Origin of the sequence: Kitasatospora sp. NPDC085895 (assembly GCF_040702125.1) — a bacterium.
Lineage (GTDB): Bacteria > Actinomycetota > Actinomycetes > Streptomycetales > Streptomycetaceae > Kitasatospora > Kitasatospora arboriphila.
In genome coordinates, this window is the sequence record NZ_JBFBJY010000021.1 from 83,477 (window position 1) to 108,261 (window position 24,785).

25 protein-coding genes are annotated in these 24,785 nt (G+C 74.7%); 9 read left to right on the forward strand and 16 right to left on the reverse strand.

Going from position 1 to position 24,785, the window contains the following annotated elements; all coding sequences use genetic code 11:
- Window positions 1–64: 64 nt before the first annotated feature.
- Entirely contained in the window at window positions 65–1,582 is a 1,518-nt protein-coding gene (locus AB0442_RS16235; protein ID WP_366163364.1) for an APC family permease, read from the reverse strand.
- Window positions 1,583–1,742: 160 nt separating this feature from the next.
- Here AB0442_RS16235 and AB0442_RS16240 point away from each other — a divergent pair, with 160 nt between their 5' ends.
- The gene (locus AB0442_RS16240) at window positions 1,743–2,345 is read left to right on the forward strand and encodes a TetR/AcrR family transcriptional regulator C-terminal domain-containing protein (protein ID WP_366163365.1); all 603 of its coding nucleotides are present in this window, start codon (window positions 1,743–1,745) and stop codon (window positions 2,343–2,345) included.
- A gap of 81 nt (window positions 2,346–2,426) precedes the next feature.
- Here the strand turns inward: AB0442_RS16240 and trxA are convergent, their stop codons facing one another.
- Complete coding sequence (gene trxA, locus AB0442_RS16245; RefSeq protein ID WP_363548248.1) at window positions 2,427–2,822, reverse strand: thioredoxin; 396 nt, start codon at window positions 2,820–2,822, stop codon at window positions 2,427–2,429.
- A 176-nt stretch (window positions 2,823–2,998) separates the two neighbouring features.
- Between trxA and AB0442_RS16250 the strand changes: the two genes are divergently transcribed.
- The 3 genes from AB0442_RS16250 (at window position 2,999) to AB0442_RS16260 (ending at window position 5,123) form a co-directional block, all read left to right on the forward strand.
- Complete coding sequence (locus AB0442_RS16250) at window positions 2,999–3,571, forward strand: hypothetical protein (protein ID WP_366163366.1); 573 nt, start codon at window positions 2,999–3,001, stop codon at window positions 3,569–3,571.
- A gap of 305 nt (window positions 3,572–3,876) precedes the next feature.
- Complete coding sequence (locus tag AB0442_RS16255) at window positions 3,877–4,452, forward strand: sigma-70 family RNA polymerase sigma factor (protein WP_344621760.1); 576 nt, start codon at window positions 3,877–3,879, stop codon at window positions 4,450–4,452.
- Complete coding sequence (locus AB0442_RS16260; RefSeq protein WP_363548242.1) at window positions 4,449–5,123, forward strand: zf-HC2 domain-containing protein; 675 nt, start codon at window positions 4,449–4,451, stop codon at window positions 5,121–5,123. Before AB0442_RS16255 ends, AB0442_RS16260 begins: the two co-directional genes overlap by 4 nt.
- Before the next feature lie 92 nt (window positions 5,124–5,215).
- On the opposite strand, the gene AB0442_RS16265 is transcribed toward AB0442_RS16260, so the two are convergent.
- Both AB0442_RS16265 and AB0442_RS16270 read right to left on the reverse strand, forming a co-directional pair.
- Entirely contained in the window at window positions 5,216–6,847 is a 1,632-nt protein-coding gene (locus AB0442_RS16265) for an FAD-dependent monooxygenase (RefSeq protein ID WP_366163368.1), read from the reverse strand.
- Window positions 6,848–6,932: 85 nt separating this feature from the next.
- The gene (locus tag AB0442_RS16270) at window positions 6,933–7,460 is read right to left on the reverse strand and encodes a DUF1990 domain-containing protein (RefSeq protein ID WP_366163369.1); all 528 of its coding nucleotides are present in this window, start codon (window positions 7,458–7,460) and stop codon (window positions 6,933–6,935) included.
- Between the two features lie 171 nt (window positions 7,461–7,631).
- Here AB0442_RS16270 and AB0442_RS16275 point away from each other — a divergent pair, with 171 nt between their 5' ends.
- Window positions 7,632–7,904 carry a DUF1876 domain-containing protein gene (locus tag AB0442_RS16275; protein WP_363548236.1) on the forward strand — a complete coding sequence of 91 codons (273 nt, stop codon included), beginning with the start codon at window positions 7,632–7,634 and terminating at the stop codon, window positions 7,902–7,904.
- Window positions 7,905–7,921: 17 nt separating this feature from the next.
- On the opposite strand, the gene AB0442_RS16280 is transcribed toward AB0442_RS16275, so the two are convergent.
- Both AB0442_RS16280 and AB0442_RS16285 read right to left on the reverse strand, forming a co-directional pair.
- Complete coding sequence (locus AB0442_RS16280) at window positions 7,922–9,187, reverse strand: MFS transporter (protein ID WP_366163370.1); 1,266 nt, start codon at window positions 9,185–9,187, stop codon at window positions 7,922–7,924.
- Window positions 9,188–9,281: 94 nt separating this feature from the next.
- Window positions 9,282–10,493 carry an FAD-dependent oxidoreductase gene (locus AB0442_RS16285; protein ID WP_366163372.1) on the reverse strand — a complete coding sequence of 404 codons (1,212 nt, stop codon included), beginning with the start codon at window positions 10,491–10,493 and terminating at the stop codon, window positions 9,282–9,284.
- Between the two features lie 207 nt (window positions 10,494–10,700).
- Between AB0442_RS16285 and AB0442_RS16290 the strand changes: the two genes are divergently transcribed.
- On the forward strand, window positions 10,701–11,486 hold the full coding sequence (locus tag AB0442_RS16290; RefSeq protein WP_366163374.1) for a VOC family protein: 786 nt from the start codon (window positions 10,701–10,703) through the stop codon (window positions 11,484–11,486).
- Window positions 11,487–11,509: 23 nt separating this feature from the next.
- On the opposite strand, the gene AB0442_RS16295 is transcribed toward AB0442_RS16290, so the two are convergent.
- Complete coding sequence (locus tag AB0442_RS16295) at window positions 11,510–12,274, reverse strand: DUF2470 domain-containing protein (protein ID WP_366163376.1); 765 nt, start codon at window positions 12,272–12,274, stop codon at window positions 11,510–11,512.
- Window positions 12,275–12,383: 109 nt separating this feature from the next.
- On the reverse strand, window positions 12,384–12,998 hold the full coding sequence (locus AB0442_RS16300; RefSeq protein ID WP_344621772.1) for a TetR/AcrR family transcriptional regulator: 615 nt from the start codon (window positions 12,996–12,998) through the stop codon (window positions 12,384–12,386).
- A gap of 126 nt (window positions 12,999–13,124) precedes the next feature.
- On the opposite strand from AB0442_RS16300, the gene AB0442_RS16305 reads away from it, so the two are divergent.
- From AB0442_RS16305 to AB0442_RS16315, 3 genes are read left to right on the forward strand one after another with little or no spacing between them, the layout of a single operon-like run.
- The gene (locus AB0442_RS16305) at window positions 13,125–13,880 is read left to right on the forward strand and encodes an SDR family oxidoreductase (RefSeq protein WP_344621773.1); all 756 of its coding nucleotides are present in this window, start codon (window positions 13,125–13,127) and stop codon (window positions 13,878–13,880) included.
- The gene (locus AB0442_RS16310; RefSeq protein WP_366163378.1) at window positions 13,877–14,665 is read left to right on the forward strand and encodes an SDR family oxidoreductase; all 789 of its coding nucleotides are present in this window, start codon (window positions 13,877–13,879) and stop codon (window positions 14,663–14,665) included. Before AB0442_RS16305 ends, AB0442_RS16310 begins: the two co-directional genes overlap by 4 nt.
- A gap of 5 nt (window positions 14,666–14,670) precedes the next feature.
- On the forward strand, window positions 14,671–15,636 hold the full coding sequence (locus AB0442_RS16315; protein WP_366163394.1) for an NADPH:quinone oxidoreductase family protein: 966 nt from the start codon (window positions 14,671–14,673) through the stop codon (window positions 15,634–15,636).
- Between the two features lie 246 nt (window positions 15,637–15,882).
- Here AB0442_RS16315 and AB0442_RS16320 read toward each other — a convergent pair whose 3' ends face one another.
- The 8 genes from AB0442_RS16320 to AB0442_RS16355 form a co-directional block, all read right to left on the reverse strand.
- Window positions 15,883–17,016 carry an acyl-CoA dehydrogenase family protein gene (locus AB0442_RS16320; RefSeq protein ID WP_366163379.1) on the reverse strand — a complete coding sequence of 378 codons (1,134 nt, stop codon included), beginning with the start codon at window positions 17,014–17,016 and terminating at the stop codon, window positions 15,883–15,885.
- A complete protein-coding gene (locus AB0442_RS16325) occupies window positions 17,013–18,197 on the reverse strand; it encodes an acyl-CoA dehydrogenase family protein (RefSeq protein WP_366163380.1) in 1,185 nt (394 codons plus the stop codon). The genes AB0442_RS16320 and AB0442_RS16325 overlap by 4 nt, the downstream gene beginning before the upstream one ends.
- 1 nt (window position 18,198) lies before the next feature.
- Window positions 18,199–19,422, reverse strand: coding sequence for an acyl-CoA dehydrogenase family protein (locus AB0442_RS16330; RefSeq protein WP_366163381.1), 1,224 nt, complete (start codon window positions 19,420–19,422; stop codon window positions 18,199–18,201).
- A 3-nt stretch (window positions 19,423–19,425) separates the two neighbouring features.
- On the reverse strand, window positions 19,426–20,454 hold the full coding sequence (locus AB0442_RS16335; RefSeq protein WP_366163382.1) for a phosphotransferase family protein: 1,029 nt from the start codon (window positions 20,452–20,454) through the stop codon (window positions 19,426–19,428).
- A 371-nt stretch (window positions 20,455–20,825) separates the two neighbouring features.
- Window positions 20,826–22,478: an APC family permease gene (locus AB0442_RS16340; RefSeq protein WP_366163383.1), complete on the reverse strand. Its 1,653-nt coding sequence runs from the start codon at window positions 22,476–22,478 to the stop codon at window positions 20,826–20,828.
- Between the two features lie 372 nt (window positions 22,479–22,850).
- Window positions 22,851–23,384, reverse strand: a complete 534-nt coding sequence (locus AB0442_RS16345) for a hypothetical protein (RefSeq protein ID WP_366163385.1) — start codon at window positions 23,382–23,384, stop codon at window positions 22,851–22,853.
- Between the two features lie 159 nt (window positions 23,385–23,543).
- Window positions 23,544–23,789, reverse strand: a complete 246-nt coding sequence (locus tag AB0442_RS16350) for a hypothetical protein (protein WP_344621783.1) — start codon at window positions 23,787–23,789, stop codon at window positions 23,544–23,546.
- A 183-nt stretch (window positions 23,790–23,972) separates the two neighbouring features.
- Entirely contained in the window at window positions 23,973–24,539 is a 567-nt protein-coding gene (locus AB0442_RS16355; RefSeq protein WP_366163386.1) for a hypothetical protein, read from the reverse strand.
- Window positions 24,540–24,785: the final 246 nt, after the last annotated feature.

The window sequence follows — 24,785 nt, forward strand, 5'->3', positions numbered from 1 at the left end:
CGGGCAGGGGCGCCAGGTGCACCCGAGCCTGCCCCCGCCCGCCGCTCCCACACCTCCGGGCGACTCAGCGCACGGCCGCTGCCGGCTCCGCGGGCTCCCGCATCAGCCGCTGCGGGCGGCGCACCAGCAGGTAGCCGAGCCCGGTGAGCGTCACCACGCCCGTCCCGAGCACGGCCGCCCACACCTGGTACCAGGGCGCTCCGGGCGGGGCGAGCAGGGCCCGCGGCCAGCAGATGTTGACCACCTCCAGGCCCGTCCACAGCACGGCGAGCGCGTTGAGCGCGGTGCCCCAGCGCCCGTACGAGACCTCGCCGGCCGGGCGCCAGGTGCCGCGCAGCCGGGCGACCAGCGCCACCGCCGTGAGCAGGAAGAACGGCAGGAAGGTCGCGGCGGTGCCGAAGGCGATCAGTGAGCCGATCGCCGTCGACTCCAGGCCGAGCGGCAGCGCCGCGCAGCTGACCAGGGTGGCCGCGACCAGGCCGCCGATCGGTGCCTGGTGCCGGTTGACCTTGCGGACCTGGGCCGAGAACGGGAAGACGCCGTCGCGGGCCAGCGAGTACAGTCCGCGGGCGGCGCCGCCCTGCGAGGCCATCAGGCAGGCGGTGAAGCTGACCAGCACCACCACGACGAACGGCTTGGCCGACCAGTCGCCGAAGCCGGTGGTGACCGCGGTGGTCACCGGGTCGAGGTCGGTCCCGGCGACGACGGCGGCCGGGTCGGGGTGGGCCAGCGGCACGGCGACGGCGTTGAGGATCACCACCAGTCCGACGCCGAGCAGCGACCACCGCATCGCCCGCGGCACCTGCCGGGCGGCGTCCTTGGTCTCCTCGGCGGTGGAGACGCAGGCGTCGAAGCCGATGAACGCCCAGCCGCCGACGGCGACCACCGCGAGGAAGGACATCAGCGTGCCGGTGCCGGTGGCCGCCGGTGCGCCCAGGGTGTCGGTGAGCAGTCCGAGCCCGTGCTCGCGGAAGAACAGCAGCAGGGCGAGGCCGACCAGCACCGAGGCGATCGCCTCCGCGGCGATGCCCAGCGCGACGAACCGTCGCAGCAGGTTGATCCCGTACGCGTTGACCAGGGTGCAGCAGAGCATGAAGCCGAGCGCGGTCAGCACCAGCTGCGGGGGCGTCGGGGTGGCGCCGAACAGCGCGAAGAACCAGGGCGCGGCGAGGTAGGCGACGGTGGTGTTGGCGAACATCACCGCGAACTGCCAGAGCCAGCCGGTCAGCCAGGCGAAGGTGGGGCCGGCCAGCCGGCGGCTCCACTGGTAGGCGCCGCCGGCGAGCGGCCACTGCGAGGCGAGCTCGGAGTACACGCAGACCACCAGCAGCTGGCCGAGCAGGCAGACCGGCAGGGCCCACACCCAGGCGCCGCCGGCCACGCCCATGCCCACCTGGGCGACCGCGTACAGGCCGACCACGGGGGAGACCACGGCGAAGCCCATCGAGATGTTGCCGAGCACGCCGAGGCTGCGCCGCAGCTCCTGCCGGTAGCCGAGCGCCGCCAGCCGGTCGGCGTCCGCCGGCCCGTCCGGCCGGTTCGTTCCGGTGGGTCTGCCGGCCCGTGGGGGAGTGGTCGTCATGCGTCCGCCTTGCCTCGCGATCCGAAAACTAACTTAGTTAGTTATGGACCGTAGCCCCGACCCGGCGGTAACGGAAGGCCTCGACACCAGGCTGTAACGTGGCCGCTCGACCGGCACGCGCGAACAGGGGACGGAACACGTGGGGCGACCGACCAGGCCGATGCTCAGCAGGCAGGCGATCGCCGAGGCCGCCCTGGACGTCGTCGACACCGCCGGCCCCGACGGCCTCACCATGCGCGCCCTCGCCGACCGCCTCGGCGTGAAGGCCGCCTCGCTCTACAATCACGTCTCCGGCAAGGACGACCTGCTGGACGACCTCGCCGCCCTCGTCAACGCCGAGATCGACCTCGCCCCGCTCGACGACCCCGACTGGCGCCGCGGCCTCGCCCGCTACGCCCACGGCTACCGGGCCGTCTTCCTGCGCCACCCCAACACCATCGCGCTGCTCGCCCGCCGCCGGGTCGAGGCCGACCGCCAGCTGCTCACCTACGACGCCCTGCTCGCGGCCCTCGGCCGGGCCGGCCTCGACCCGGCGGACGCCGCCGAGGCCGCCGCCGCCCTCGACTACCTGGTGCTCGGCTCCGCCCTGGAGACCTTCACCGCCGGCTTCACCCGCGGCGCCGCCGAGTACCGCCCCCGCCACCCCGCCCTCGCCGGCGCCCTCGAAGCCTCCGCCGCCCGCGGCCCGGGCCTCGACGACCGCGGCTTCGACCTCGCCCTGCGCCTGCTGCTGGACGGCCTCGCCGCCCGCACCGCCCGCTGAGCACCCGCCCCGGACGGACACGGCTGCGCCCCCGGACCACCGGTCCGGGGGCGCAGCCGTCGTACGGGGAAGCGGCGGGGCTCAGGCCCGGGAGGCGGCCTCCGCCTCCGCGCGGGCCTTCGCGACCTTCGCGTGCACCTCGGCCATGTCCAGCCCGCGGGCCTGGCCGATCAGGTCCTCCAGCGCCGGCTCGGGCAGCGCGCCCGGCTGCGCGAACACCAGCACGCCCTCGCGGATGATCGCCAGCGTGGGGATCGACTGCACGTCGAACGCCGCCGCGAGCTCCTGCTGCGCCTCGGTGTCGACCTTGGCGAAGACGAGGTCCGGGTGACGCTCGGAGGCCTTCTCGAAGACCGGACCGAACATCCGGCACGGACCGCACCAGGCCGCCCAGAAGTCGATCAGCACGAAGTCCTTGCCCTCCGCGCCGGGGACGATCTCGTCGAAGTTCGCCGTGGTCAGCTCGACCGTGCTCATGGTGTCCTACCTGCCCTTCGGGAGTGGTCCGGTGGCGTCAACCCCGCCCGGCCCCGAGGTATTCCAAAAAAGTTTCGCGACCCGTTGAGTCGATCCGGCGCCGCGCCCGTACTCCTCGGTGTGGGCGCGGGGAGAGCGCCCGACGAAACCTGACTCACACCGTGGGGGAAACAGCCATGCCCGACTTCCGCCGTACCGCCCTGCTCGCCGCCTCGGCCGCCGCCGCGATCGCCCTGGTCACCGCCTGCGACCCGAGCGGCACCACCGACACCGCGGGCGGCACCACCGCCCCCGCCGCGAGCGCGCCCGCCAACCCGTCGGCGCCGGCCTCGTCCGCCCCGTCGGCGCCCGCGGGCGGCGGCACCGGGCTGCAGACCGCGAACTCCTCGACGCTCGGCACCATCGTCACCGACGGCAGCGGCTACACGCTGTACCGCTTCGACAAGGACACCGCCAAGCCGCCGGTGTCCAACTGCAACGGCGACTGCGCCAAGCTCTGGCCGCCCGTGATGGCGAGCGACAACCCGCAGCTCAAGGGCATCGACGCCAAGCTGGTCTCCACCGTCACCCGCGCCGACGGGAGCAAGCAGGTCACCCTGAACGGCTGGCCGCTCTACCGCTACACGCCGGACACCAAGCCCGGCGACACCAAGGGCCAGGGCGTCAAGGGCACCTGGTGGGCCGTCACCCCGACCGGCGGCAAGGCGGCGGCCGCCGCCTCGCCCGCCACCGGCGGCTACGGCTACTGAACCGTCCGGAGCCGTCGAGGGGTCGCCGACACCGGCTCCCGTCGGCGGCCCCGCCCGGCGGCACCGCCGCGCCGACCGGGGGCGGTGCGGCCCGCAGGTCGGGTGCGGCGCGGGCGCCCGCGCCGCACCCACCACCCATATCGACAGGATCCGGCCCCGACTTGAGGCCCGGACACCGCGGCGGACACCCCGCCCCGGGCCCGACTGTCCCGAACCCGTCCCGGCCCGGTCGCGACCCCGTCCCAGCACCCGTCCGACCCCGGCAACGTCTCGACCTGGAGGTGCACGTGCGCAAGGATGGCGCCGTGACCGAGCATCCGTACCGACGGAGGGCGGACGCGGGAGGTCCGCCCACCGGCGGCCCGGCCCCGGCGCCCGACGAAGAGCTGATGCGTGCCCTCTACCGGGACCACGCCGGCCCGCTGTTCGGCTTCGTGCTGCGCCTGGTCGGCGGCGACCGGCAGCGCGCCGAGGACGTGGTGCAGGAGACGCTGGTCCGCGCCTGGCGCAACATCCACCGCCTCGACGAGACCGCCACCGGGTCGCTGCGCCCCTGGCTGGTCACCGTCGCGCGGCGGATCGTGATCGACGGCCACCGCAGCAGCATGGCCCGGCCGCGCGAGGTCGACCCCGCGCCGCTGGAGCTGCTGCCCGCCGAGGACGAACTCGAGAAGGCACTGCGGCTGATGACCATCTCCGATGCGCTCGACGACCTGACCGAAGCGCACCGCGAGGTCATCGTCGAGACGTACCTCAAGGGGCGTACCGTCAACGAGGCCGCCGCGGAGCTCGGCATCCCCGCGGGTACGGTCAGGTCGCGCATCTTCTACGGGCTGCGTGCCCTGAAGATCGCGCTGGAGGAGCGAGGAGTGACATCGTGACGTCGCACCACGGGCAGCACGTCGACGTCGGCGCGTACATCCTCGGCGTCCTGGACCCGGAGGACCTCGAAGCCTTCGAGCAGCACCTGGCCGGCTGCGCGGTCTGCGCCGCCGAGATCGACGAACTCTCCGGGGTGGCACCGCTGCTCGCCGAACTCGCGGAGGCCGGTCCGGTCGCCGCGCCGCCCTCGCCGCAACTGCTCGACCGGCTGGTCGGCGAGGTCTCCGCGACCCGGAGGCGCAACCGCGTGCGCCGACTGGCGCTGGTCGCCGCCGCGGCGGTGCTGGTGGTCGGCGGCCCGCTGGCCACCCTGGCCGCGACCAGCGGTGAGACCCACACGCCGCCCGCCGCGACCGCCCAGTTCGCCGCCACCGACCCGGGCACGGGCGTCTTCGCCCAGGTCGGCGTCGAGCCGAAGAAGTGGGGCAGCAGCATCAGCCTGTCGCTCTCGCACGTCAGCGGGCCGCAGGTCTGCGACCTGGTCGCGGTCTCCCGCACCGGCGAGCGCCAGACCGTCACCACCTGGTCGGTGCCGCCGACCGGTTACGGCACCGACGCGCTGCAGACCACCGGCGGAGCCGCACTCGCCCCCGGCGACATCGACCACTTCGAGGTCCGCACCCTCGACGGCAACCACCTGCTGGTCTCCGTCCCGGCGAAGACCGCCTGAACCACCCGTCCCCCGCCCCGGCCGGCACCGCGCCCACCCGGCCGAGGCGGGTCCCTGCGTGCCCGCCGCCGCTCAGGGCCCGGTGGTCGTGCTCAGTCGCCGCTGAAGGTGCGGCGCAGCAGGGCCGTGATCCCCGCCGGGTCGGCCGGGTGGACGCGCCCGGCGAGGTAGCCGTCGGGACGGACGAGCACGGCCTCCGGGCTGCGGGCCCCGTACGCGGCACGGAACTCGTCCAGCCCGTCACGGACGGCCGGGACCCCGGGCGTGTCCGCAGTGGAGCCGGGCGCGAGCACGGCGTAGACGTCCAGCTCGCCGCGGGCCGCCTCGCGGCCCGCTTCCGCGCAGGCGCCCGGCAGGTCGGCCGGCGCGTCCGGGCCGAGGTAGAGCAACAGGGTGTGGTGCGGGCTGCGCAGCAGGTCGAACAGCCGCTGCGGGAAGGTCGCGAGGGGCTGGACGAGACCGCGGCAGTCCGGCGCCCGCTCGCCCGGCCGGACGGGGAGCACCGCGGCGCCGTCGGCCGCGGCGGCCGGGTCGATCAGCGGGCCGTCCGGGTAGCCCACCAGCAACTGGGCCTCGCGGCGCAGCAGCGTCGCCATGCCGTCGCCGCCGGGCCCGATGCCCGTGCGGGCGTGTCGGACGGTCCGCCCCACGACCTCCTCGCCGACCGGGCGGCGTTCGGCGCCGTAACTGTCGAGCAGGGCGTCCCCGGCGGCGCCGCGCAGCACCAGGGCGAGCTTCCAGGCGAGGTTGTAGGCGTCCTGGATGCCGGTGTTCATACCCTGGGCGCCGGTCGGCGGGTGGATGTGGGCGGCGTCCCCGGCGATGAAGACCCGGCCCTGCCGGTAGCGGTCGGCCAGCCGGTGACTGATCCGGAAGACGGAGGACCAGCGCAGGGCGGAGACGGTCGCCGGCTGCGGCGAGAGCCGGTCGACGACGGCCTGCAGATGCTCGACGCCGGGCAGACCGCCGGCGTCCAGGCCGTGCGCGATCCCGTCCCGGCCGGCGGCGTCGCCGACGAGCTCCGGCGCGGCGACCGTGGACATCCGGTAGCGGTTGCGGCCCGGCAGCGGGATCGCCACCAGCACGTCGTCGGGGGCGCCGTCCGGCCGGTGGCGCACCACCCGCACCCCGTACCCGGCGGGCATGTCCCAGTCGATCTCGACGTCGCCGAGCATGTACGACTCGGTGAAGGCGCCGCCGCCGAAGTCCAGGCCGAGGCCCTTGCGCACCGCGCTGTGCGCACCGTCGCAGCCGACCAGGTACCGGCAGCGGACGCGCTCGGCGCCGCCGCCCGGCGTCCGCAGCACGGCCTCCACGCCGTCCGGGTCCTGCTCGAAGGAGAGCAGTTCGCAGCCGCGCTCCACCCGGGTGCCGAACGTCTCCAGGTGCCCGGCGAGCAGTTCCTCGGTGGCGTACTGCGGCAGCGCCGCGAAGGCGTACGGCACGTCGGTGGGCAGGGCCAGCTCGATCCGCGGCTTCTCCTCGCCGTCGACCCAGCTCAGCTGGCCGTGCATCGGGACGGCCGCGGCGAGCACCTGCCGGGCCAGGCCCATGGTGTCCCAGACCTCCATGGTGCGGGGCTGCACGCCGACGGCCTTCGCGTAGCGCTGCGGCGAGGCCAGCCGGTCGACGATCCGGCACTCGGCGCCGTGCCGCCGCAGCTCCGCCGCGGCGGTGAGCCCGACCGGCCCGGCCCCGACCACCAGCACGTCCGTGTCCACCATGACCGGCTCCCGTCCGCCGAGGGCGTCTCCTCGACTACCAGCGTGCGCACCCCGGACGGACCCCTGCCACTCGCGGGACGGCGCCTCAGACGGTGGCGGTCGGGGCCCCGCGGGCGGTGAGGCGGCGCAGGGTGCGGGCGCAGTGGCGGGCGTAGAGCCGCTGGAAGACCGGGACGAGGGGGCCGGCGAGGCGGGTGAGGCGGGTGGCGGGGCGGCTGAAGGCGGTGACGGTGAACCAGACGGTGCCGTCGGCGGCGAGTTCGACGACGAAGGACTCCTCGCCGCACTCGGGGTGGCCGGCCAGGGTGCCGTAGGCGAAGCCGGTGCGGCGGGGTTCGTCGACGGCCAGGACGACCTCGCAGCGACCGGTGATCCGGGCCCGGCCCGGGCCGACCCCGCAGGTGACCCGGGTGCCGGGGACGGCCCGCGGCCCGTCCGCGCCGACCAGGACGCCGGCCGCGCGGTGCATCCGCCAGGTGGTGACGGCCAGGCCGGCGGCGGCGAAGTCCGCGGGCCCGCGGCCGACCGCCGTGCGGTGGCGCAGGTGGTGGTAGCCGGCCGGCAGCGGTCCCGGGCCGGCGGTGGCGCCGACCTCCGGGTAGCTGAGGGTCATCGGGCCTCCGTGGGAGGGGAGCGGTCCGGACGCGTCACCGCCGACCCTACGGGTGGAAGTGAACGCGTTCGAATCCGGGGTGCCGCAGGCCCGGACGGTGCCGCCCGGCCCGAGTTGGCGGGGCTCCGGGGCGCGGCGCACGCTGGAGGGGAAACCCCGGAGGTGGCCGCCATGATGCACACACTCGTCGGATGGCACATCGAGTTGGAGTTCCAGGAGGAGGGCGACCGGACGAAGGCCGTCGCGATGGTCCGCCTGTCGGACGGCACCGAGGTCCGCTCGCACGGCTTCAGCACCCGCCACCACGCCGACAGCCCGCAGCCCAGGGTGGGCGAGGAGGTCGCCGGCGCGCGCGCCCTCAACGACCTCGCCATGCAACTGCTGACCAAGGCGCACGGCGAACTCAAGGAGAGCGCCAAGGCCCCCGACCACCCGCTGATGTAGCCCGTCCGCGAAGGGCGCTACCCCGCGGAGCCGGCCACCGGCTCCGCGGGCAGCGGCGTGCCCGCGGCCGGCGCCACCGCGGGCCGGGAGCGTTCGGCGAGCCGCACCGCCGGCCCGACTGCCGCACCGGCCAGCGCGAACATCCCGCCCAGCACCAACCAGCCCCCGGCCCCGCCGCCCAGCACCAGCGAGGTGAGCAGCACCGGGCCGACCATGCGGGCCACCGCCACGCCCGTGCCGAAGAAGCCCTGGTACTGGCCCTGGCGGTCGGCCGGCGCCAGGCCGAAGCCGATCTCCCACGAGCCGGCCGCGAGCATCATCTCGCCGGCCACCTGCAGCGCCGCCGCGACCAGCAGCACCACCGCGGCCGCCCACGCCGGTCCGGCCGAGGACGAGACCGCGAAGGCCGCGCAGCAGGCCAGCAGCAGCACCCCGGCCCACCGGACGTAGCGGGCCGCCGCCGCGAGCGAGTCCACCCCGCGGGCCACCCGCACCTGGCAGAGCACCACCGTCAGCGTGTTCAGCACCAGCAGCGCCGCGGTCAGCCAGTCCGGTGCGGCCGTCCGCCCGACGATCCACAGCGGCACGATCAGCGACAGCAGCGGCATGTAGAGCAGCATCACCGTGTTCAGCAGCGCCAGCAGCGCGTACGGCCGGTCCCGCAGCACCGCCAGCCGCGGCTCCCCCGCCACCGCCGGCGACGGCGCGACCCCGGGCAGCCGGGAGAGCAGCACCGCCGCGGCGAGGAAGCTCAGCGCGTCCACCCCCAGCACCGCCCGGTACGCGAGCGGGGTGTCCAGGTGCAGCGCGGCGCCGCCCATCGCCGCCCCGACCGCCAGGCCCGCGTTGACCGTGGACTGCAGGTGGGCCCGGACCTCGGTGCGCCGGGCCGGCTCCACCAGGCCGGCGAGCAGCGCCTGCCGGGCCGCCCCCAGACCGCTCTGCGCACAGCCGTACAGCACGGCGGCCGCCAGGAACACCGGGAAGGATCCGGCCAGCAGGAACACCCCCACCGCGGCCGAGGTGGCCACCGCCAGCAGCGCGGCCACCCCGCGCGGGCCGCGCCGGTCGGCGAGGTGGCCGAGCGGCACGCCGGCCAGGGCGCCGGCCGCCCAGCCGAGGGTGAGGCCGAGGCCGATCTGCCCGGCGGACAGCCCGACCACCCGGGTGAAGTACAGCGCCGAGGTGACCAGGAAGGCGCCGTCGCCGAGCGCGTTGGTCAGCTGGGCGCCGGCCAGCCCGCGGGCCGGGCCCGGCGGCGGCAGCAGTCCTCGGTGCGGCATGGCGGTCCCTCCCGGCGACGGTGTCCGAGCCGACCCTAGGTCATGCCACCGACAATCGGGGCCGGTCGCGGCCCACCGGGCCGGGGGCCGCCGGTCAGCCGGCGAGGTCGGGCAGCGGCACGGCCGGGTCGGCGAGCCGCTCCTCGTCCACCGTCCGCCCGGAGCGCACCAGTTCGCGGATCGGGTCGGTCACGTCCCAGACGTTGACGTTCATGCCGGCGAGCACCCGTCCGCCGGACGTCCAGAAGGCGATGAACTCCCGCCCCGGCACGTCCCCGCGGAACACCACCCGGTCGTAGCCGCCGGGCTCCACGTAGCCGGTGTACTCCATGCCCAGGTCGTACTGGTCGGTGAAGAAGTACGGCACCCGGTCGTACACCGCGTCCCGGCCGAGCATCGACTTCGCAGCGGTGGCGGGCTGGTTGAGCGCGTTCGCCCAGTGTTCGACCCGGATCGGACGGCCGAACAGCGGGTGGAAGGCGTTGGCCACGTCGCCGGCCGCGAAGACGTCCGGGTGCGAGGTGCGCAGGTGCTCGTCGGTGCGGACCCCGTTGTCCACCTCCAGCCCGGCGGCCTCGGCCAGCTGCGCGTTGGGCTTGATGCCGACGCCGACGACCACCGTGTCGGCGGGCACCAGTGAGCCGTCGCCCAGCCGCACCCCGCCGTCCTCGACCGCGGCGACCTGCACGCCGAACCGCAGGTCGACGCCCTTCGCCCGGTGCAGGTCCGCGAAGACCTGCGCGACCTCGCGGCCGAGGACCCGCAGCAGCGGCAGCTCGGCGACCTCCAGCACCGTCACCTCGGCGCCCGCCAGCCGGGCCGCCGCCGCGGTCTCCAGGCCGATCCAGCCCGCGCCGACCACGACGATCCGCGCCCCCGGCACCAGCCGGGCCCGGATCCGCTCGCTGTCGCCGACCCGGCGCAGCGTCAACACGTCGGGCCGGTCGCCGCCGGGCACCGGCAGCCGGCGCGGCGCGGCGCCGGTGGTCAGCAGCAGCTTGGCGAAGCCCAGCCGTTCGCCGTCCGCCAGGGTCACCGTGTGCCCGTCCGGGTCGATCGCGGTGACCGCGGTGCCCAGCCGCAGCGCGACGTCGTTCCCGCGGTACCAGTCGGCGGAGTGCACCTCGAACTCGGCCCGCGGCGTCTTTCCCTGGAGGTAGCCCTTGGAGAGCGGCGGCCGCTCGTACGGCAGGTCGGGCTCCTCGCCGATCAGCTCGACCGGCCCCCGGTACCCCTCGGCGCGCAGGGCCTCGACGGCCTTCGCCCCGGCGAGGCTCGCCCCGACGACGACGTACGGCTGCTCCATGATCGCTCCCTCGTTCGACTGCTCCGCCCGCCGTCCGGGCCCGCCACCAGGGAGCATGCCCGGCCGCGGCCGCCGCAGTACCGGCGACACCCCGGGCGGGACCGGACGGGACGACGGGCAGCTGCCGACAGCCGCGCGCTGATCCGACGCGAGCGACCGGTCAGCCCCTAGGCTGAGGAGGGCCACGAACCGGAAGGAGAAGCCCGCATGGGTGAGCAGAGGGCCAGGGTGCGGTGCGTACCGGCGGTGCCGTGCTGGGTCAGCCTGATGGCCCGGGACCTCGGCGTCGCCAAGGCCTTCTACGGCCCGCTGCTCGGGTGGACCTTCGAACCCGGACCGGACCGCTGGGGCGAGTACCTGTGGGCCGTCGTCGACGGGGTCGAGGTGGCCGGGCTCGGCGTGATGGCCGGTGACTGGCAGCCCCCGGTGGCCTGGACGACGTACTTCGGCATCGAGAGCGCGGACCGCGCGGCCGAGGGCGTCCGCGAGCGCGGCGGGACCCTCGCGGTCGGGCCGCTCGCCTTCGACGCCGGCCGGGTGGCGCTGGCCGCAGACCCGCTGGGCGCCGTGTTCGGCATCTGGGAGGGCGAGCCCGGCGTCGAGACCTGGATGAAGGAGCCGGGCGCCCCGGTCTGGATCGAACTGCGCTCCCCGGACCCGTTCGCCGCGGCGCTCTTCTACGGCGAGGTGTTCCGCTGGGACTCCCGGGACAGGGAGCACTTCGAGGTCCGCTACGAGCACGAGCGGGTGGTGCTCCGCTCGGAGGGCCGCAACGTGGCCGCGCTGCGCGCGGCCCGCGGCCAGGCGCCGCACTGGGAGGTGTTCTTCTCGGTGGCGGACACCGACGCGGCCGTCCTGCGCGCGGTCGAGCTGGGCGGCGGCGTCGCCGAGCCCGCGGTGGACACCCCGTACGGTCGGACGGCGCGCCTCCAGGACACCGAGGGCGGCATCTTCTCGGTCATCGGCCCGGGCCACACCCTCGGCGACGGCTGACGGCCCCTTCGGTCACCGGCCGGTCAGCGGTCAGCGGTGGCGTGGGCGAACAGTCGGCGCATCGCCTCCGGGAGGTCCTCGGCGGAGCGGACGGGGCGGCCGAACTCGAAGCGGGCGTCCAGCACCCGGCCGTCCTCGCCGACCAGCCGCAGCCGCAGGCCGAAACGGTCGAGCGCGACCGGCCGGACGGCGCGGACGCCGTCGGCGCTCGGCTCGGAGCGCCGGCCGGCGGCCCGCAGTCCGAGGGACCGCACCCGGTCGGCGTGCGAGGAGTCGAGGTGCTGCAGCAGCCGGGCCTCCTCGGCGGCGAGCGGGTCGGCGGAGGCGGCGGCGAACGCGGCCGGCTCGACGCAGCAGACCGAGCCCCACAGGTCCTCGACCGCGAGGTGCTCCGGCTCCAGGCGGAGCAGCACGTGGCCGGTGGCGCGGCGGCGCGGGAAGAGCGCGGCGACCCGGGCGGGGGTGGCCCGGGACATCACGGTCAGCCGGCCCTGCACCGCGGCCCGGCCGCGGATGCGGTGCGGCAGCGCGACGGGGGCCACGTCGACGGCGTCGAGCTCCGCGGTGACCGGGCCGTCGCGGCGGGCCGGCGCCGCGATCCGGTGCACCGGCGAGCCGTCCTCGACCAGCACCGCCACCGCGCCGTCAGGCAGGACGGCGCAGTCCACCAGTGGCGGCGGCCCGGGCCGCTCGACCAGGTCGATCCCGGGTACGTCCAGCACCACCGAGGAGGCGAACTCCAGCAGCGTACGGATTCGTTCGGCGGCACTCGGCACGGCGTCGGACATCGCCCCTCCTCGTCAGGTTAGGTAAGCCTAGCCTGATTTCCGGTGGGCGCCAGTGGCATGTACGGACGTGTCCGGCGGGCCGAGGTCGACCGGCGGGCCGTCGCCGCGGTCAGGCGGCCGCCGATCCGAGCATCCGCAGCACCAGGACGCCGTAACGGCGGCCGAGCTCCTCGGGGCTCTCGGTGGAGCGGTCGGTGTACCAGCGGGCGACGTCGATGCCGAGCGAGGTCACGGCCCGGGCCGCCGTCCGCGAGTCCGGCACCTCGAACTCGCCCCGGGCGACGCCCTTCTCGATGATCCGGCGGACGGTGTCCTCGATCCGGATCCGCAGCTCGGCGACCTCGGCGAAGGCGTCCTCGGGCAGCGCGTGCAGCTCGTTGTTGACGATCCGGCCCACCGTGTGGCCGCGGGCGTGCCAGGCGGTGAACTCCTCCACGAGCCGCCGCATCTGCTCCACCGGCTCGCCGCTCGCCGCCTCGGCCCCCTCCACCAGGTCGAGGGTGGCCCGGTGGCCGGTGCGGCTGATCTCGGAGAGCAGCGCCGCCTTGGACGGATAGTGGATGTAGAGCGCAGCGGGGCTCATCCCGGCGCCGGTGGCGATGTCCCGGGTCGTCGTGGCGTGGTAGCCGCGGCGGGCGAAGGACTCGACGGCCGCGAGCAGCAGGCGCCGGGCGGCCTCGGTGCGCTCCCCGGGCCACAGGTCGGCGGTCGCTTGGTCGGTCATGGCGTCAATCCTCGCAGACGGATCAAGGCCGGAGGCGCCCGGCTGTTGACAGTGTGGCCCGTCGCCAACATGCTAAGCAAGCGCTTAGTCAGCACCCTGTCGAGACGTACGGCGAAAGGTTCGGCGATGACACCCTCCTTCAAGGGCCAGGTGGCCCTGGTCACCGGCGCCAGTCGGGGCATCGGCCTCGGCATCGCCCGCGAACTGGTCCAGCGCGGCGCCAAGGTCTGCATCACCGCCCGCAACCCCGAGCCGCTCGCCGAGGCCGTCCGCGACCTCGGCGGCCCCGACCACGCCCTCGCCGTGGCCGGCAAGTCGGACGACGCGGCCCACCAGGAGGAGGCCGTCGCCCGCACCCTGGAGACCTTCGGCCGGCTCGACATGCTGGTCAACAACACCGGCATCAACCCCTCCTACGGCCCGGTGCTCGACACCGACCCCGCGGTCGCCGCCAAGATCCTCGCGGTCAACGTCCTCGCCCCGCTGGCCTGGACCCGCCGCGCCCACGCCGCCTGGATGGGCGAGCACGGCGGCGCGGTCGTCAACGTCGCCTCCATCGCCGGCATCCGCGCCTCCGCCAACATCGGCATGTACGGCGTCAGCAAGGCCGCCCTGATCCGCCTCACCATGGAGCTCGCCGCCGACCTCGGCCCGGACATCCGGGTCAACGCGGTCGCACCCGCCGTGGTGAAGACCAAGTTCGCCGAGGCGCTGTTCGAGGGCCGTGAGGAGAAGGTGATCCGCGCCTACCCGCTCGGCCGCCTCGGCCTGCCCGAGGACATCGCCGGCGCCGTCGCCTTCCTGCTCTCCCAGGACGCCGCCTGGATCACCGGCCAGACCCTCGTCGTCGACGGCGGCGTCACCCTGGGCGGCGGGCTGTGACCGGCCTCGCCGGGCAGGGCGTCGTCGTCACCGGCGCCGGCCGCGGCATCGGCGAGGCGCTCGCGGCCGCCTTCGCCGCCGCAGGCGCCCGCGTCGTCGTCAACGACCTCGACACCGCGGCCACCGAGGCCGTCGCCGCCCGGATCGGCGGCATCCCCGTCCCCGGCGACGCCGCCTCGCCCGAAGGCGTCGCCGCCCTGGTCTCCACCGCCCGCGACGCCCTCGGCCGGATCGACGTCTACTGCGCCAACGCCGGCATCGCCCCCGTCGGCGGCGCCGACGCCGGACCGGAGGTCTGGGCCCGCGCCTGGGACGTCAACGTCATGTCCCACGTCCGCGCCGCCGAACAACTCCTCCCCGACTGGCTGGAGCGCGGCGAGGGCCGCTTCCTCGCCACCGTCTCCGCGGCCGGCCTGCTCACCATGCTCGGCTCCGCCCCGTACGCCGTCTCCAAGCACGGCGCCCTCGCCTTCGCCGAATGGCTCGCCGCCACCTACCGGCACCGCGGCCTCAAGGTCCACGCGCTCTGCCCGCAGGGCGTCCGCACCGCGATGCTGGAGGGCACCGGCGCCGCCGGCCAGGTCCTGCTCGCCCCGAACGCCATCGAGCCCGACGAGGTCGCCGCCGCCACCCTCGCCGCGATCACCGAGGAGCGGTTCCTGATCCTGCCGCACCCCGAGGTCGCCGACTACTACGCCGCCCGCGCCACCACCCCCGACCGCTGGATCGGCGGCATGAACCACCTCCAGCAGGCCATCGAGACCAAGGAGGGCAGCCCCGCATGACCGGCATGAAGGCCTGGCAGGTCACCGAACTCGGCGAACCCGCCGCAGTGATGCGGCAGACCGAGACCGAACGCCCCGGAGCCGGCGACGGCAAGCTGCTGGTCAAGGTCCGCGCCGCCGCCGTCAACTTCCCCGACGCCCTGATGTGCCGCGGCCACTACCAGGTCCGCCCGCCGCTGCCCTTCACCCCCGGCGTCGAACTCTGCGGCGAGATCGCCTCCGGCGACCGCGCGGGCGAACGCGTCGTCGGCACCCCGCTGCTGCCCGCCGGCGCCTTCGCCGAGTACGCCCTGATGGATCCGGCGGCCGCCTTCCCCGCCCCGGCCGCCCTCGACGACGCCGAGGCCGCCGCCCTCCACATCGGCTACCAGACCGCCTGGTTCGGCCTGCACCGCCGGGCCCGGATCCGGGCCGGCGAGACCCTCCTCGTGCACGCCGCCGCGGGCGGTGTCGGCAGCGCCGCCGTCCAGCTCGGCAAGGCCGCCGGCGCCCGGGTCATCGGCGTGGTCGGCGGGCCGGAGAAGGCCGCCGCCGCCGAGGCGCTCGGCGCCGACCTGGTGATCGACCGCCACCACGAGGACTTCATCGCCGCCGTCAAGGACGCCACCGGCGGCCGCGGCGCCGACGTCGTCTTCGACCCGGTCGGCGGCGAGGCCTACACCGGCTCCACCAGGTGCATCGCCTTCGAGGGCCGGATCCTCGTCGTCGGCTTCGCCGGCGGCACCATCCCGGCGCCCGGCCTCAACCACGCCCTGGTCAAGAACTACGCGATCCTCGGCCTGCACTGGGGGCTCTACAACGCCCACGACCCGCAGGCCGTCCGCGACTGCCACACCGAACTCACCGACCTCGCCGCCAAGGGCGTCGTCAAGCCCCTGATCGGCGAACGCCTCTCCTTCGACCGCGCCGCCGAAGCCGTCCAACGCGTCGCCGACGGCACCTCCATCGGCCGCCTCACGGTGCATCCGTAGGGCATCGGGAAACCCGCAAGGGGCGCGGAGAACGACGCGGAGTGGGAGGGCACATGCAGTGCCCTCCCACTCCGCGCCGTTCTCCCCCGGCCTTCGGCCGGGAGGTGCCCCCACGCGCCCCTGCTTCGGCTTTCGCCGTACCCGCTCGGTGACGTGCAGCAGGGGCGCGGGAACCACGCGAGACGGAAGGGCACTTCATGTGCCGTTCCCTCTCGCGCTGCTCCACGCGCCCCTACGGGATCCGTCTCAGCAGGCGACCGGCGCCGGCAGGTCCACCAGGCGGGCCAGCGCGGCCCGGTGGGCGCCGGGGGTGCCCAGGGCGATCTGGTCGGCCTTGGCGCGCTTGAGGTAGAGGTGCGCCGGATGTTCCCAGGTCATCCCGATGCCGCCGTGCAGCTGCACGCACTCCTCGGCCGCCCGCACGGCCACCGCCCCGCAGTGCGCCTGCGCCACCGCCACCGCGACCTCCGCGTCGGCGTCGCCCCGCGTCAGCACGTCCGCCGCGTACCGGGCAGCGGCCCGCGCCCCGACGATCTCCAGCCACAAGTCGGCCAGCCGGTGCTTGAGCGCCTGGAACGAGCCGACCGGGCGGGCGAACTGGGTGCGGTCCTTCAGGTACGCCACGGTCGTCGACAGACACCACTCGGCGATGCCCAGTTGCTCGGAGGCGAGCAGTCCGGCGCCCGTGAGCAGCGCCTGCCGCACCGCCTCCTCCGCGCCCGCGCCCACCATGACGGCCCGTGCCGGCACGCCGGTCAGTGCCAGGTCGGCCAGCGGGCGGGTGAGGTCGAGCGAGGTGCGCCGTGCCACGGCCAGTCCGGCCGCGGCGGCCTCGACCGCGTAGAGCGCGGCGCCGTCCGGCCCGGCCGCGGGCACCAGCAGCACGTCCGCCACCAGCGCGTCCGCGACCGAGGTGATCCGCCCGTTCAGCGTGCCGGCCCCGTCGACCCGGACGGTCGCCGGGAACCCGGCGCCGGGCGCGGTGGACAGCGGCACGGCGAGCGCCGCCGTCCGCTCCCCGCCGGCCAGCGCGGAGAGCAACTCCTCGGCGCCGCAGGCGAGCAGCGCGGTCGTCGCCAGCACCGCGCTGCCGAGGAACGGCACGGGTGCCGCGCTGCGCCCCACCTCCTCCAGGACGACGGCGGTCTCGCGCAGCGAGGCACCGGCTCCGCCGAGCGCCTCCGGCACCTGGAGGCCGGCCGCGCCGAGGTCGGCGGCGAGCTTGCGCCAGAGCGCGGGGTCGTACGGCACGGGGCCCTCGCAGCGCGCGAGGATCGCCTCGGGCGGGCAGTGGTCGGCGAGCAACGCCCTTACGCTGCTGCGCAGTTCCTCCTCGATCTCGGAGTACAGCAGGTCGGCCGGGCCGGTGGGGTCGGTCATCGCGGCAGCTCCTTCCAGGGCACGTTCTTGTCGGCGCGCGGCTCGCCGGGCAGGCCGAGGACGCGCTCGGCGACGATGTTGCGCAGGATCTCCGAGGTGCCGCCCTCGATGGAGTTGCCCTTGGCGCGGAGGTAGCGGTAGCCGGCCTCGCGGCCGGTGAAGTCGACGTGGTCGGGACGGACCATCGTCCAGTCGTCGTACGCGAGGCCGTCCTCCGCGAGGAGTTCGACCTCCAGTCCGCTCAACTCCTGGGCGAGGCGGGCGAAGGCGAGCTTCATGGCGGCGCCCTCGGGGCCGGGCTGGCCCAGTGCGAGCTGCTGGCGCAGCCGTTCCCCGGTGAGCCGGGCGACCTCGGCGTCCACCCAGCCCTTGAGGAGCCGCTGGTGGAGGTCGTGGGTGCGCAGTTCGGGCCGGGCGCGCCAGGTCTCGGCGACGACGCCGACCATGCCGGCCTCGCGCGGGGCGGCCTGGCCGCCGATGGCGACCCGCTCGTTGTTGAGGGTGGTCTGGGCGACCTGCCAGCCGTCGCCGACGGCACCGAGCCGGTGCGCGTCGGGGATGCGGACACCGGTGAGGAAGACCTCGTTGAACTCGGCCTCGCCGGTGATCTGCCGCAGCGGGCGGACCTCGACACCGGGGTCGGTCATGTCGCAGACGAAGTAGGTGATGCCCCGGTGCTTGGGCACGTCCGGGTCGGTGCGGGCGATCAGGATCGCCCAGCGGGCGGTGTGCGCGCTGGACGTCCACACCTTCTGGCCGTCGACCGTCCAGGTGTCGCCGTCGAGGACGGCCCGGGTGCCGAGCGCGGCGAGGTCGGAGCCCGCACCGGGCTCGGAGAAGAGCTGGCACCAGACCTCCTCGCCCGTCCACAGCGGCCGCAGGAAGCGCCGCTTCTGCTCCTCGGTGCCGTACGCGAGGATGGTGGGGGCGGCCATGCCGAGGCCGATGCCGATCTTCCGCGGGTCGTTGCCGGGTGCTCCGGCGGCGGCCAACTCGGCGTCCACGACGGCCTGCAGGGGCCGCGGTGCGCCGAGGCCGCCGAGCCCCTCGGGGAAGTGCACCCAGGCGAGTCCGGCGTCGAACCGGGCCCGCAGGAAGTCGAGCCGGTCGGTGGTCGCCGGGTCGTGTGCGGCGAGCAGGTCCGCCACCCGCTGCCGGAGGTCCTCTTCACGGACGGCCATGTCAGCCCTCCTTCTTCTGGTAGCGGCCGAGTTCGCGGCGGGCGAGCGAGCGGCGGTGCACCTCGTCGGGGCCGTCGGCGAGCCGCAGCGTGCGGTTGCCGGCCCAGAGCTGGGCCAGCGGGGTGTCCTGGCTGACGCCGGCGGCGCCGTGGGTCTGCACGGCCTTGTCGAGGATCCACTCGACGGTCTGCGGGACGATGATCTTGATGGCCTGGATCTCGGTGTGGGCGCCGCGGTTGCCGACGGTGTCCATCAGCCAGGCGGTCTTCAGCACCAGCAGCCGGGCCTGTTCGATCCGCACCCGGGACTCGGCGATCCATTCCTGCACCACGCCCTGGTCGGCCAGCGGCCGGCCGAAGGCGACCCGGTCGACGGCCCGGCGGCACATCAGCTCCAGCGCCCGCTCGGCGATGCCCAGGGCCCGCATGCAGTGGTGGATCCGGCCCGGTCCCAGCCGGGCCTGGGCGATGGCGAAGCCGGAGCCCTCCTCGCCGATGAGGTTGGCGGCCGGCACCCGGACGTCCTCGAAGAGCACCTCGGCGTGCCCGCCGTGGTCCTGGTCCTCGTAGCCGAAGACGGTCATGCCGCGCTTCACCGTGACGCCCGGGGTGTCGCGGGGCACCAGGATCATCGACTGCTGCCGGTGCTTGGCGGCGGCGGGGTCGGTCTTGCCCATGACGATGAAGATCCGGCAGTTGGGGTTCATCGCGCCGGTGATGTACCACTTGCGGCCGTTGACGACGTACTCGTCGCCGTCCCGCTCGATCCGGGTGGTGATGTTGGAGGCGTCCGAGGACGCGACGTCCGGCTCGGTCATCGCGAAGGCGGAGCGGATCTCGCCGGCGAGCAGCGGCTCCAGCCACTGCCTGCGCTGCTCCTCGCTGCCGAACTGGTCGAGCACCTCCATGTTGCCGGTGTCCGGCGCGGCGCAGTTGAGCGCGGCGGGCGCCAGCAGCACCGAGCGGCCGGTGATCTCGGCGAGCGGCGCGTACTGGAGGTTGGTGAGGCCGGCGCCGGCCTCGCCGGGGAGGAAGAGGTTCCACAGGCCGCGTTCCCGTGCGGCGGCCTGGAGCTCGGCGACGACCGGCGGGATCGTCCACGGCTCGCGGGCCGGGTCGGCGAGCTGTGCGGCGAGCACCGGCTCGGCCGGGTACACGTGCTCGTCCATGAAGTCGAGCAGCCGGGAGCGCAGCTCCTCGGTACGGGTGTCGAAGGAGAAGTCCACGGGTCAGCGCTCCTTGAGTGCGGTGAGGCCGAACTGCACGAACAGCGGGACGAGTTCGCCGACCCGGTCGAAGCCGGCGCCGACCGTGCCGCCCTGGGTGAAGCGGTAGTGGATGCCCTCCAGCACGACCGCCAGCTTGAACGAGGCGAAGCCGGTGTACCAGCCGAGCGCCGAGACGTCCCGGCCGGAGCCGTCGGCGTACCGGGCGACCAGTTCGGCGGTCTGCGGGAAGCCCTCGGCGAGGGCGGCGCCGGGCAGCACGCCGTTGAAGCGGCGGGCCAGCTCGGTGTACATCACCAGCAGGCCGAGGTCGGTGAGCGGGTCGCCGAGGGTGGACATCTCCCAGTCGAGGACGGCGCGGATCCGGTCGTCCGGGCCGACCAGGACGTTGTCCAGCCGGTAGTCGCCGTGCACCAGCGCGGGCGCGGGGGAGACCGGCAGGGTGCGGGCGAGCTGCTCGTGCAGCTCGTCGATGCCGGGCACCTCGCGGCTGCGGGAGGCGTCCAGCTGCTTGCCCCAGCGGCGCAGCTGGCGCTCCAGGAAGCCCTCGGGCCGGCCGAAGGCGTCGAGGCCCACCGCCGCGGGCTCGACGGCGTGCAGGTCGACCAGGGTGTCGACCAGGTGGAGGCCGAGCGCGTGCACCCGCTCCGGGCCGAGCGCGCCGAGCGCCTCGGCGTCCCGGTGCGGGGTGCCCTCGACGTACTCCATGAGGTAGAAGGGCGCACCGATCACCTCGGTGTCCCCGACCAGCAGCAGCGGGCGCGGCACCGGGACGCGGGTGGGGTGCAGCGCGGTCAGCACGGTGTGCTCGCGGGTCATGTCGTGCGCGGTGGCGAGGACGTGGCCGAGCGGCGGCCGGCGCAGCACCCACCGTCCGGTGCCGTCCTCCAGCAGGTAGGTCAGGTTGGACTTGCCGCCCTCGAACAGCTTCGCCCGCAGCGGGCCGGTGACGGTGCCCGGCAGCTCTGCGTCGAGCCGCTCGCGCAGCCGGTCCAGGTCGAGACCGGGTGGGGTCTCGGGGGTGTCGCTCATGGGCCCTCGCCTCGAGAAGGACTGATCGGATCAAGCACTGACGGAAGCACTGACGGGAAGCACTGACGGGAAGCACTGACGGAGAGTGCTGACTAAGCGCTTGCTTAGCTTCGCCGCGACGCCCTCCCCTTGTCAACGGCCCGCACGGCCCCGGGGTGTGCGGCGACCGCGCTCCGGCTGCGCCCCGGGAACGCCGCGAGCCGTCCGCGGCGGCGCTGCCGGGACGGCTCGTGGGGAGGGCGGGGCCCGCAGGGCGGACGGGCGGCCCGGAGACCGGCGGAGCCCGGCCGCTGTGGGGCGGCCGGGCTCCTCGGGTGGGGCGGGCAGCAGGTCCGTTCGGTGACCCGACCGGTGCTGCCCGGAGGGTTGGATCAGTGGCCGCCCTCGTCGACGACCTCGACGTCCTCGATGTTCTGGTCGATCGCGTCGGCGGGCAGCGCCACGCGGATCGCCCAGTGGTAGATGCCGAGCGAGAAGGCCGCGACGAGCAGCATGTCCCACCACATCGGGATGGTGCCGGTGCCGTCGCCGAAGCCGCCCAGCCAGGAGATCAGGCCGAGGCCGAGCAGGTACGCCGGCAGCCACTGCGCCGGACGCCAGTCGAGGCGCGGCGCGTTCGGCAGGCCCTTGCGGACGGCGTACGCGGCGTAGCTGCCGAGCAGCACGTAGCCGATGACGATGGCGATGCCGAGGCGGGCCAGGGTGTGCCAGCCGGTCCAGTAGATGATCAGGCTCGCCACGATGAAGGACAGCGGGGCGATCACCTCGCCGAACGGCAGGCGGTAGGAGCGCTCACGGTCCGGCAGGCGGCGGCGCAGGGCGCCGAAGGCGAGCGGGGCGCCGGCGTACATCAGCACCGAGGCGGAGGTGATGAAGCCGACCAGCTCCTGCCAGCTCGGGAAGGGCAGGAAGCAGATGACACCGGTGACGAAGGAGATGGCCAGGCCGAACCACGGCACGCCGCGCTTGTCGACCCGCTCGAACAGCTGCGGGGCGTAGCCGTTCTTGCTGAGGCCGTAGGAGATGCGCGAGGTGGAGGTGGTGTAGATCAGGCCGGTGCCGCCGGGGGAGACGATGGCGTCGAAGTACAGCACCCAGGCCAGCCAGCCGAGGCCGACCAGCGTGGCGAGGCCGGCGAACGGGCCGGAGATGCCGGGGAAGTCCAGGTTCTCCCAGCCCTTGGCGAAGGCGGTGCCGGGCAGCGCGGCGATGAAGACGACCTGCAGCAGGACGTAGATCAGGGTGCCGATGGCGACCGAGCCGAGCACCGCGCGCGGGATGTCGCGCTTGGGGTTCTTGCTCTCGCCGGCCAGCTGGATGGCCTGCTCGAAGCCGAGCAGCGCGAAGATGATGCCGCTGGTGCTGATCGCGGCGAGCACGCCCTTGATGCCGAACGGCGCGAAGCCGTGCGAGGTGAAGTTGCCGCCGTGGAAGTTGGTCACCGCGAGCACGAGGATGGTGGCCAGCGGGACGGCGATCTTCAGCCAGGTCGCCACCGAGTTGGTGTGCGCCAGCACGCGGACGCCGAGGAAGTTGACCGCGACGAAGACGCCCATGAGCAGGACGGCGACGACGAAGCCGCTCGGGGTCAGGGTGCCGTTGTCGCTCAGGAAGCCCTTGGCGAACTCCCAGTGACCGGCGTAGCCGATCATGGCTTCGACCTCGATGGGGGCGACCGTCGCCGCCTGCAGCCAGGAGAACCAGCCGAACGACATGCCGGCGAGTCCGCCGAAGGCGTAGTGCGGGTAGCGGGCGGTGCCGCCGGCGACCGGGAAGAGGCCGCCGAGCTCGGCGTGGACGAACGCGAGCAGGACGATCGCGACCGCGCCGATGCCCCAGGAGACGAGGGCCGCCGGGCCGGCGACCATGACGGCGTTCTTGGCGCCGTACAGCCAGCCGGAGCCGATGATCGAGCCGACGGAGGCCCAGAGGAGGCCGATCAGCCCGACCTCGCGCCGCAGTGATCGGCTGCCTGAGCCGGTCGGCGGGGCGGAGGACGGGGCGAGCTGGTCGACAGAAGCCATGGGTGGGATTGACCTCTCGATGAAATGGCAGGGGTTGAGAGTTGCCCAAGGCTAGGCGGAGTGATTTGTCGAACAGAACCCCATGAATCCGAATAGTTATCTGGCTCGAACGGGAATGATCATGAGCGTTCGTCAAATCCCTTGGAATTCATGGGAGTTGGCGTATGTGCAGGTAGGGCAAAGGTTTGTAAATTTGAGCTTCTCTTGAGGAATTGACGGTCGGGGCATCGCCACCCGCCGCAGTGCATAATGATGAGGCGGACCGGTGGAGATTCCTGGGGCTCGTTGTGCAAGACTATGCAGACCTCGAAAATGGTGCAGACCACCATTCAGCGCCGTTCGGGCGCTGCCGATCCGGGCCCCGCGCGGGGTTCAGCCGGCCGTCACCCGGTCGCCGAGCGCGTCCACCACGTACCGCTGGTCCAGCTGCTGGCCGCCCGCGTCGCCGGGCGCCGCGTCCTCCGCGAAGTAGTACAGCGGGTGCCCCTTGTAGAGGACCTGGCCGACCCCGTCGGTCCGCTTCCCGACCCCCAGCAGCCCGTCGTCCACGCCGGCGCCCGCGACCGGGAAACCGGTGGTGGTCAGCGGCGGCCACTGCGTCGCGCACTCGCCGTAGCAGGTCGACTGCGTGGAGGTGTCACCCGCGAACAGGTACAGGGTGCGGCCCCGGGCGTCCACCAGGATCGGCCCGAACCCCGCACCGTCGGCCAGCGACACCTGGGTGCCCGGGGTCGGGGTCGCGGACGGCTCGGGCTCGGCGCTCGGGGCGGGGGACTCCGTCGACGGCTCCTGCTGCGCCGGCCGGCCCGGCAGCGGCGCCGGGTTCGGGTCGCCCGGGGCGCAGCCGAGGCAGACGGCGGCCAGCAGGGCGGCAACGACAGCGGCGGCCGGACGGACCTTGGGCATCGCGGACTCCTTCACCCGACGTGAGCGGTCAGCTACCACTACCGCCCCGCGCCGCCCGCCCGGCCACTCCAGCGGCCCGCCCCTCGGCGGATGGAGTGGCCCGATTGCCCTGGATGGCCGCCTCCGCCCGGGTGGACGCCCGCTCGCGAGCGGCCCGCGTCAGTCCGCCGTCCAGACGGTGCGGTCGCCGCCGCGCCAGCCCACCAGGTCCGGGTCGTCCAGGTCCGGCTCGGACACCCCCGCGTGGCGGATGAACTCCGCCACGTCCTCCTCGCCGTACGCCCTGCCCACCAGCCGGCCGTAGATCTCGACCCGGCGGTACGGGCGGACGCCCCGGGTGGGCGGGCGCACCACGACGGGCGGGGTGAAGATGTCCCCGCCGCTCTGCTCCGGTGACGCTGCCATACCCCCAGTGTCACCCGCCGCGCACCCGAGTGGCCCGGCCGCGCCCCGGGCCGGACCCCCCGTTGCTCCGACCGGCCCACACCGCGGCCCGTCGACCGGCCCGGTCCCCGCCCGGACGACGTCCCCCGGGCCGGCCGCTGCCGCGACGGTGTCCTCGGGCCGGCCGCTGCCGCGACGGTGTCCTCAGGCCGGCCGCTGCGGTCGCTCCGGTGCGCCCTCGGTGAGCAGCGGCGCACGGTGAAGCGGCGGCGGCTCACCGGGCAGGTCGGCGAGGTACCAGTAGTGCCGCAGCATGACCTGCAGGATCCTTCGCACCCGCAGCAGTAGCAGCGCCGCCAGCGGCAGCTCCACCAGCAGGGCCGCGCCGACGCTCACCCAGACGTCGTCCGTCCCCCAGGAGAGCATCACGTCGAACCAGGCGTCGCAGATCAGCAGGACGGCCGCCGCCAGCGCCCACGGCACCAACAGCCGGCGCCGCCGCCAGCCGAACCAGGCGGTCGCCGCCAGCGCCACCAGCAGCCCGAGGTCGAAGCCGACCCAGGCCAGCCGCCACTGCCGGGCCTCGAAGTGCACCGGCAGCGTCGCCGCCAGGAAGCCGATCCACGGCAGCAGCGCCGCACAGCACACCACCAGCACGCCGAGGCCCCGGCGCCGCCGCCGGTCGATGCCGCGCAACTCCTCCTCGGTGAGCCCGGCCCGCCAGTCGGTGGGGTGCCCGCAGTGCGGGCAGCTCTCGTGGTGCTGCGCCATGGCGTACTCCCTGGCCGGGCGGCCCCCTCCCGGCATTCTCCCGCCGCCCCGGCGACGCCGCAGGGCCCGCCCGGGCGGCCTCCGGGCCGCCGCGGGGCGGGACCGGGGCGCCCGTGCGGGCCCTGGCGAGGGTGGGGCAGGGGGTCAGTGCTGCCAGACCTTGACGTAGTCCACCTGCATGTCGGTGTCGGCGGTCAGGGTGTTGTTCTGGTCGACGCCGTTGTTGAGGATCAGGTACTGCGGGCT

Bases quoted from the DNA above. Each gene is read 5' to 3' on its own strand.
- AB0442_RS16355 (WP_366163386.1), bottom strand. From the start codon at position 24,539: ATGGCGCAGCACCACGAGAGCTGCCCGCACTGCGGGCACCCCACCGAC.
- AB0442_RS16300 (WP_344621772.1), bottom strand. From the start codon at position 12,998: ATGACCGACCAAGCGACCGCCGACCTGTGGCCCGGGGAGCGCACCGAG.
- AB0442_RS16295 (WP_366163376.1), bottom strand. From the start codon at position 12,274: ATGTCCGACGCCGTGCCGAGTGCCGCCGAACGAATCCGTACGCTGCTG.
- AB0442_RS16305 (WP_344621773.1), top strand. From the start codon at position 13,125: ATGACACCCTCCTTCAAGGGCCAGGTGGCCCTGGTCACCGGCGCCAGT.
- AB0442_RS16235 (WP_366163364.1), bottom strand. From the start codon at position 1,582: ATGACGACCACTCCCCCACGGGCCGGCAGACCCACCGGAACGAACCGG.
- AB0442_RS16350 (WP_344621783.1), bottom strand. From the start codon at position 23,789: ATGGCAGCGTCACCGGAGCAGAGCGGCGGGGACATCTTCACCCCGCCC.
- AB0442_RS16345 (WP_366163385.1), bottom strand. From the start codon at position 23,384: ATGCCCAAGGTCCGTCCGGCCGCCGCTGTCGTTGCCGCCCTGCTGGCC.
- AB0442_RS16340 (WP_366163383.1), bottom strand. From the start codon at position 22,478: ATGGCTTCTGTCGACCAGCTCGCCCCGTCCTCCGCCCCGCCGACCGGC.
- AB0442_RS16270 (WP_366163369.1), bottom strand. From the start codon at position 7,460: ATGACCCTCAGCTACCCGGAGGTCGGCGCCACCGCCGGCCCGGGACCG.
- AB0442_RS16320 (WP_366163379.1), bottom strand. From the start codon at position 17,016: ATGACCGACCCCACCGGCCCGGCCGACCTGCTGTACTCCGAGATCGAG.
- AB0442_RS16265 (WP_366163368.1), bottom strand. From the start codon at position 6,847: ATGGTGGACACGGACGTGCTGGTGGTCGGGGCCGGGCCGGTCGGGCTC.
- AB0442_RS16240 (WP_366163365.1), top strand. From the start codon at position 1,743: ATGCTCAGCAGGCAGGCGATCGCCGAGGCCGCCCTGGACGTCGTCGAC.
- AB0442_RS16275 (WP_363548236.1), top strand. From the start codon at position 7,632: ATGATGCACACACTCGTCGGATGGCACATCGAGTTGGAGTTCCAGGAG.
- trxA (WP_363548248.1), bottom strand. From the start codon at position 2,822: ATGAGCACGGTCGAGCTGACCACGGCGAACTTCGACGAGATCGTCCCC.
- AB0442_RS16325 (WP_366163380.1), bottom strand. From the start codon at position 18,197: ATGGCCGTCCGTGAAGAGGACCTCCGGCAGCGGGTGGCGGACCTGCTC.
- AB0442_RS16315 (WP_366163394.1), top strand. From the start codon at position 14,671: ATGAAGGCCTGGCAGGTCACCGAACTCGGCGAACCCGCCGCAGTGATG.
- AB0442_RS16290 (WP_366163374.1), top strand. From the start codon at position 10,701: ATGGGTGAGCAGAGGGCCAGGGTGCGGTGCGTACCGGCGGTGCCGTGC.
- AB0442_RS16335 (WP_366163382.1), bottom strand. From the start codon at position 20,454: ATGAGCGACACCCCCGAGACCCCACCCGGTCTCGACCTGGACCGGCTG.
- AB0442_RS16250 (WP_366163366.1), top strand. From the start codon at position 2,999: ATGCCCGACTTCCGCCGTACCGCCCTGCTCGCCGCCTCGGCCGCCGCC.
- AB0442_RS16285 (WP_366163372.1), bottom strand. From the start codon at position 10,493: ATGGAGCAGCCGTACGTCGTCGTCGGGGCGAGCCTCGCCGGGGCGAAG.
- AB0442_RS16280 (WP_366163370.1), bottom strand. From the start codon at position 9,187: ATGCCGCACCGAGGACTGCTGCCGCCGCCGGGCCCGGCCCGCGGGCTG.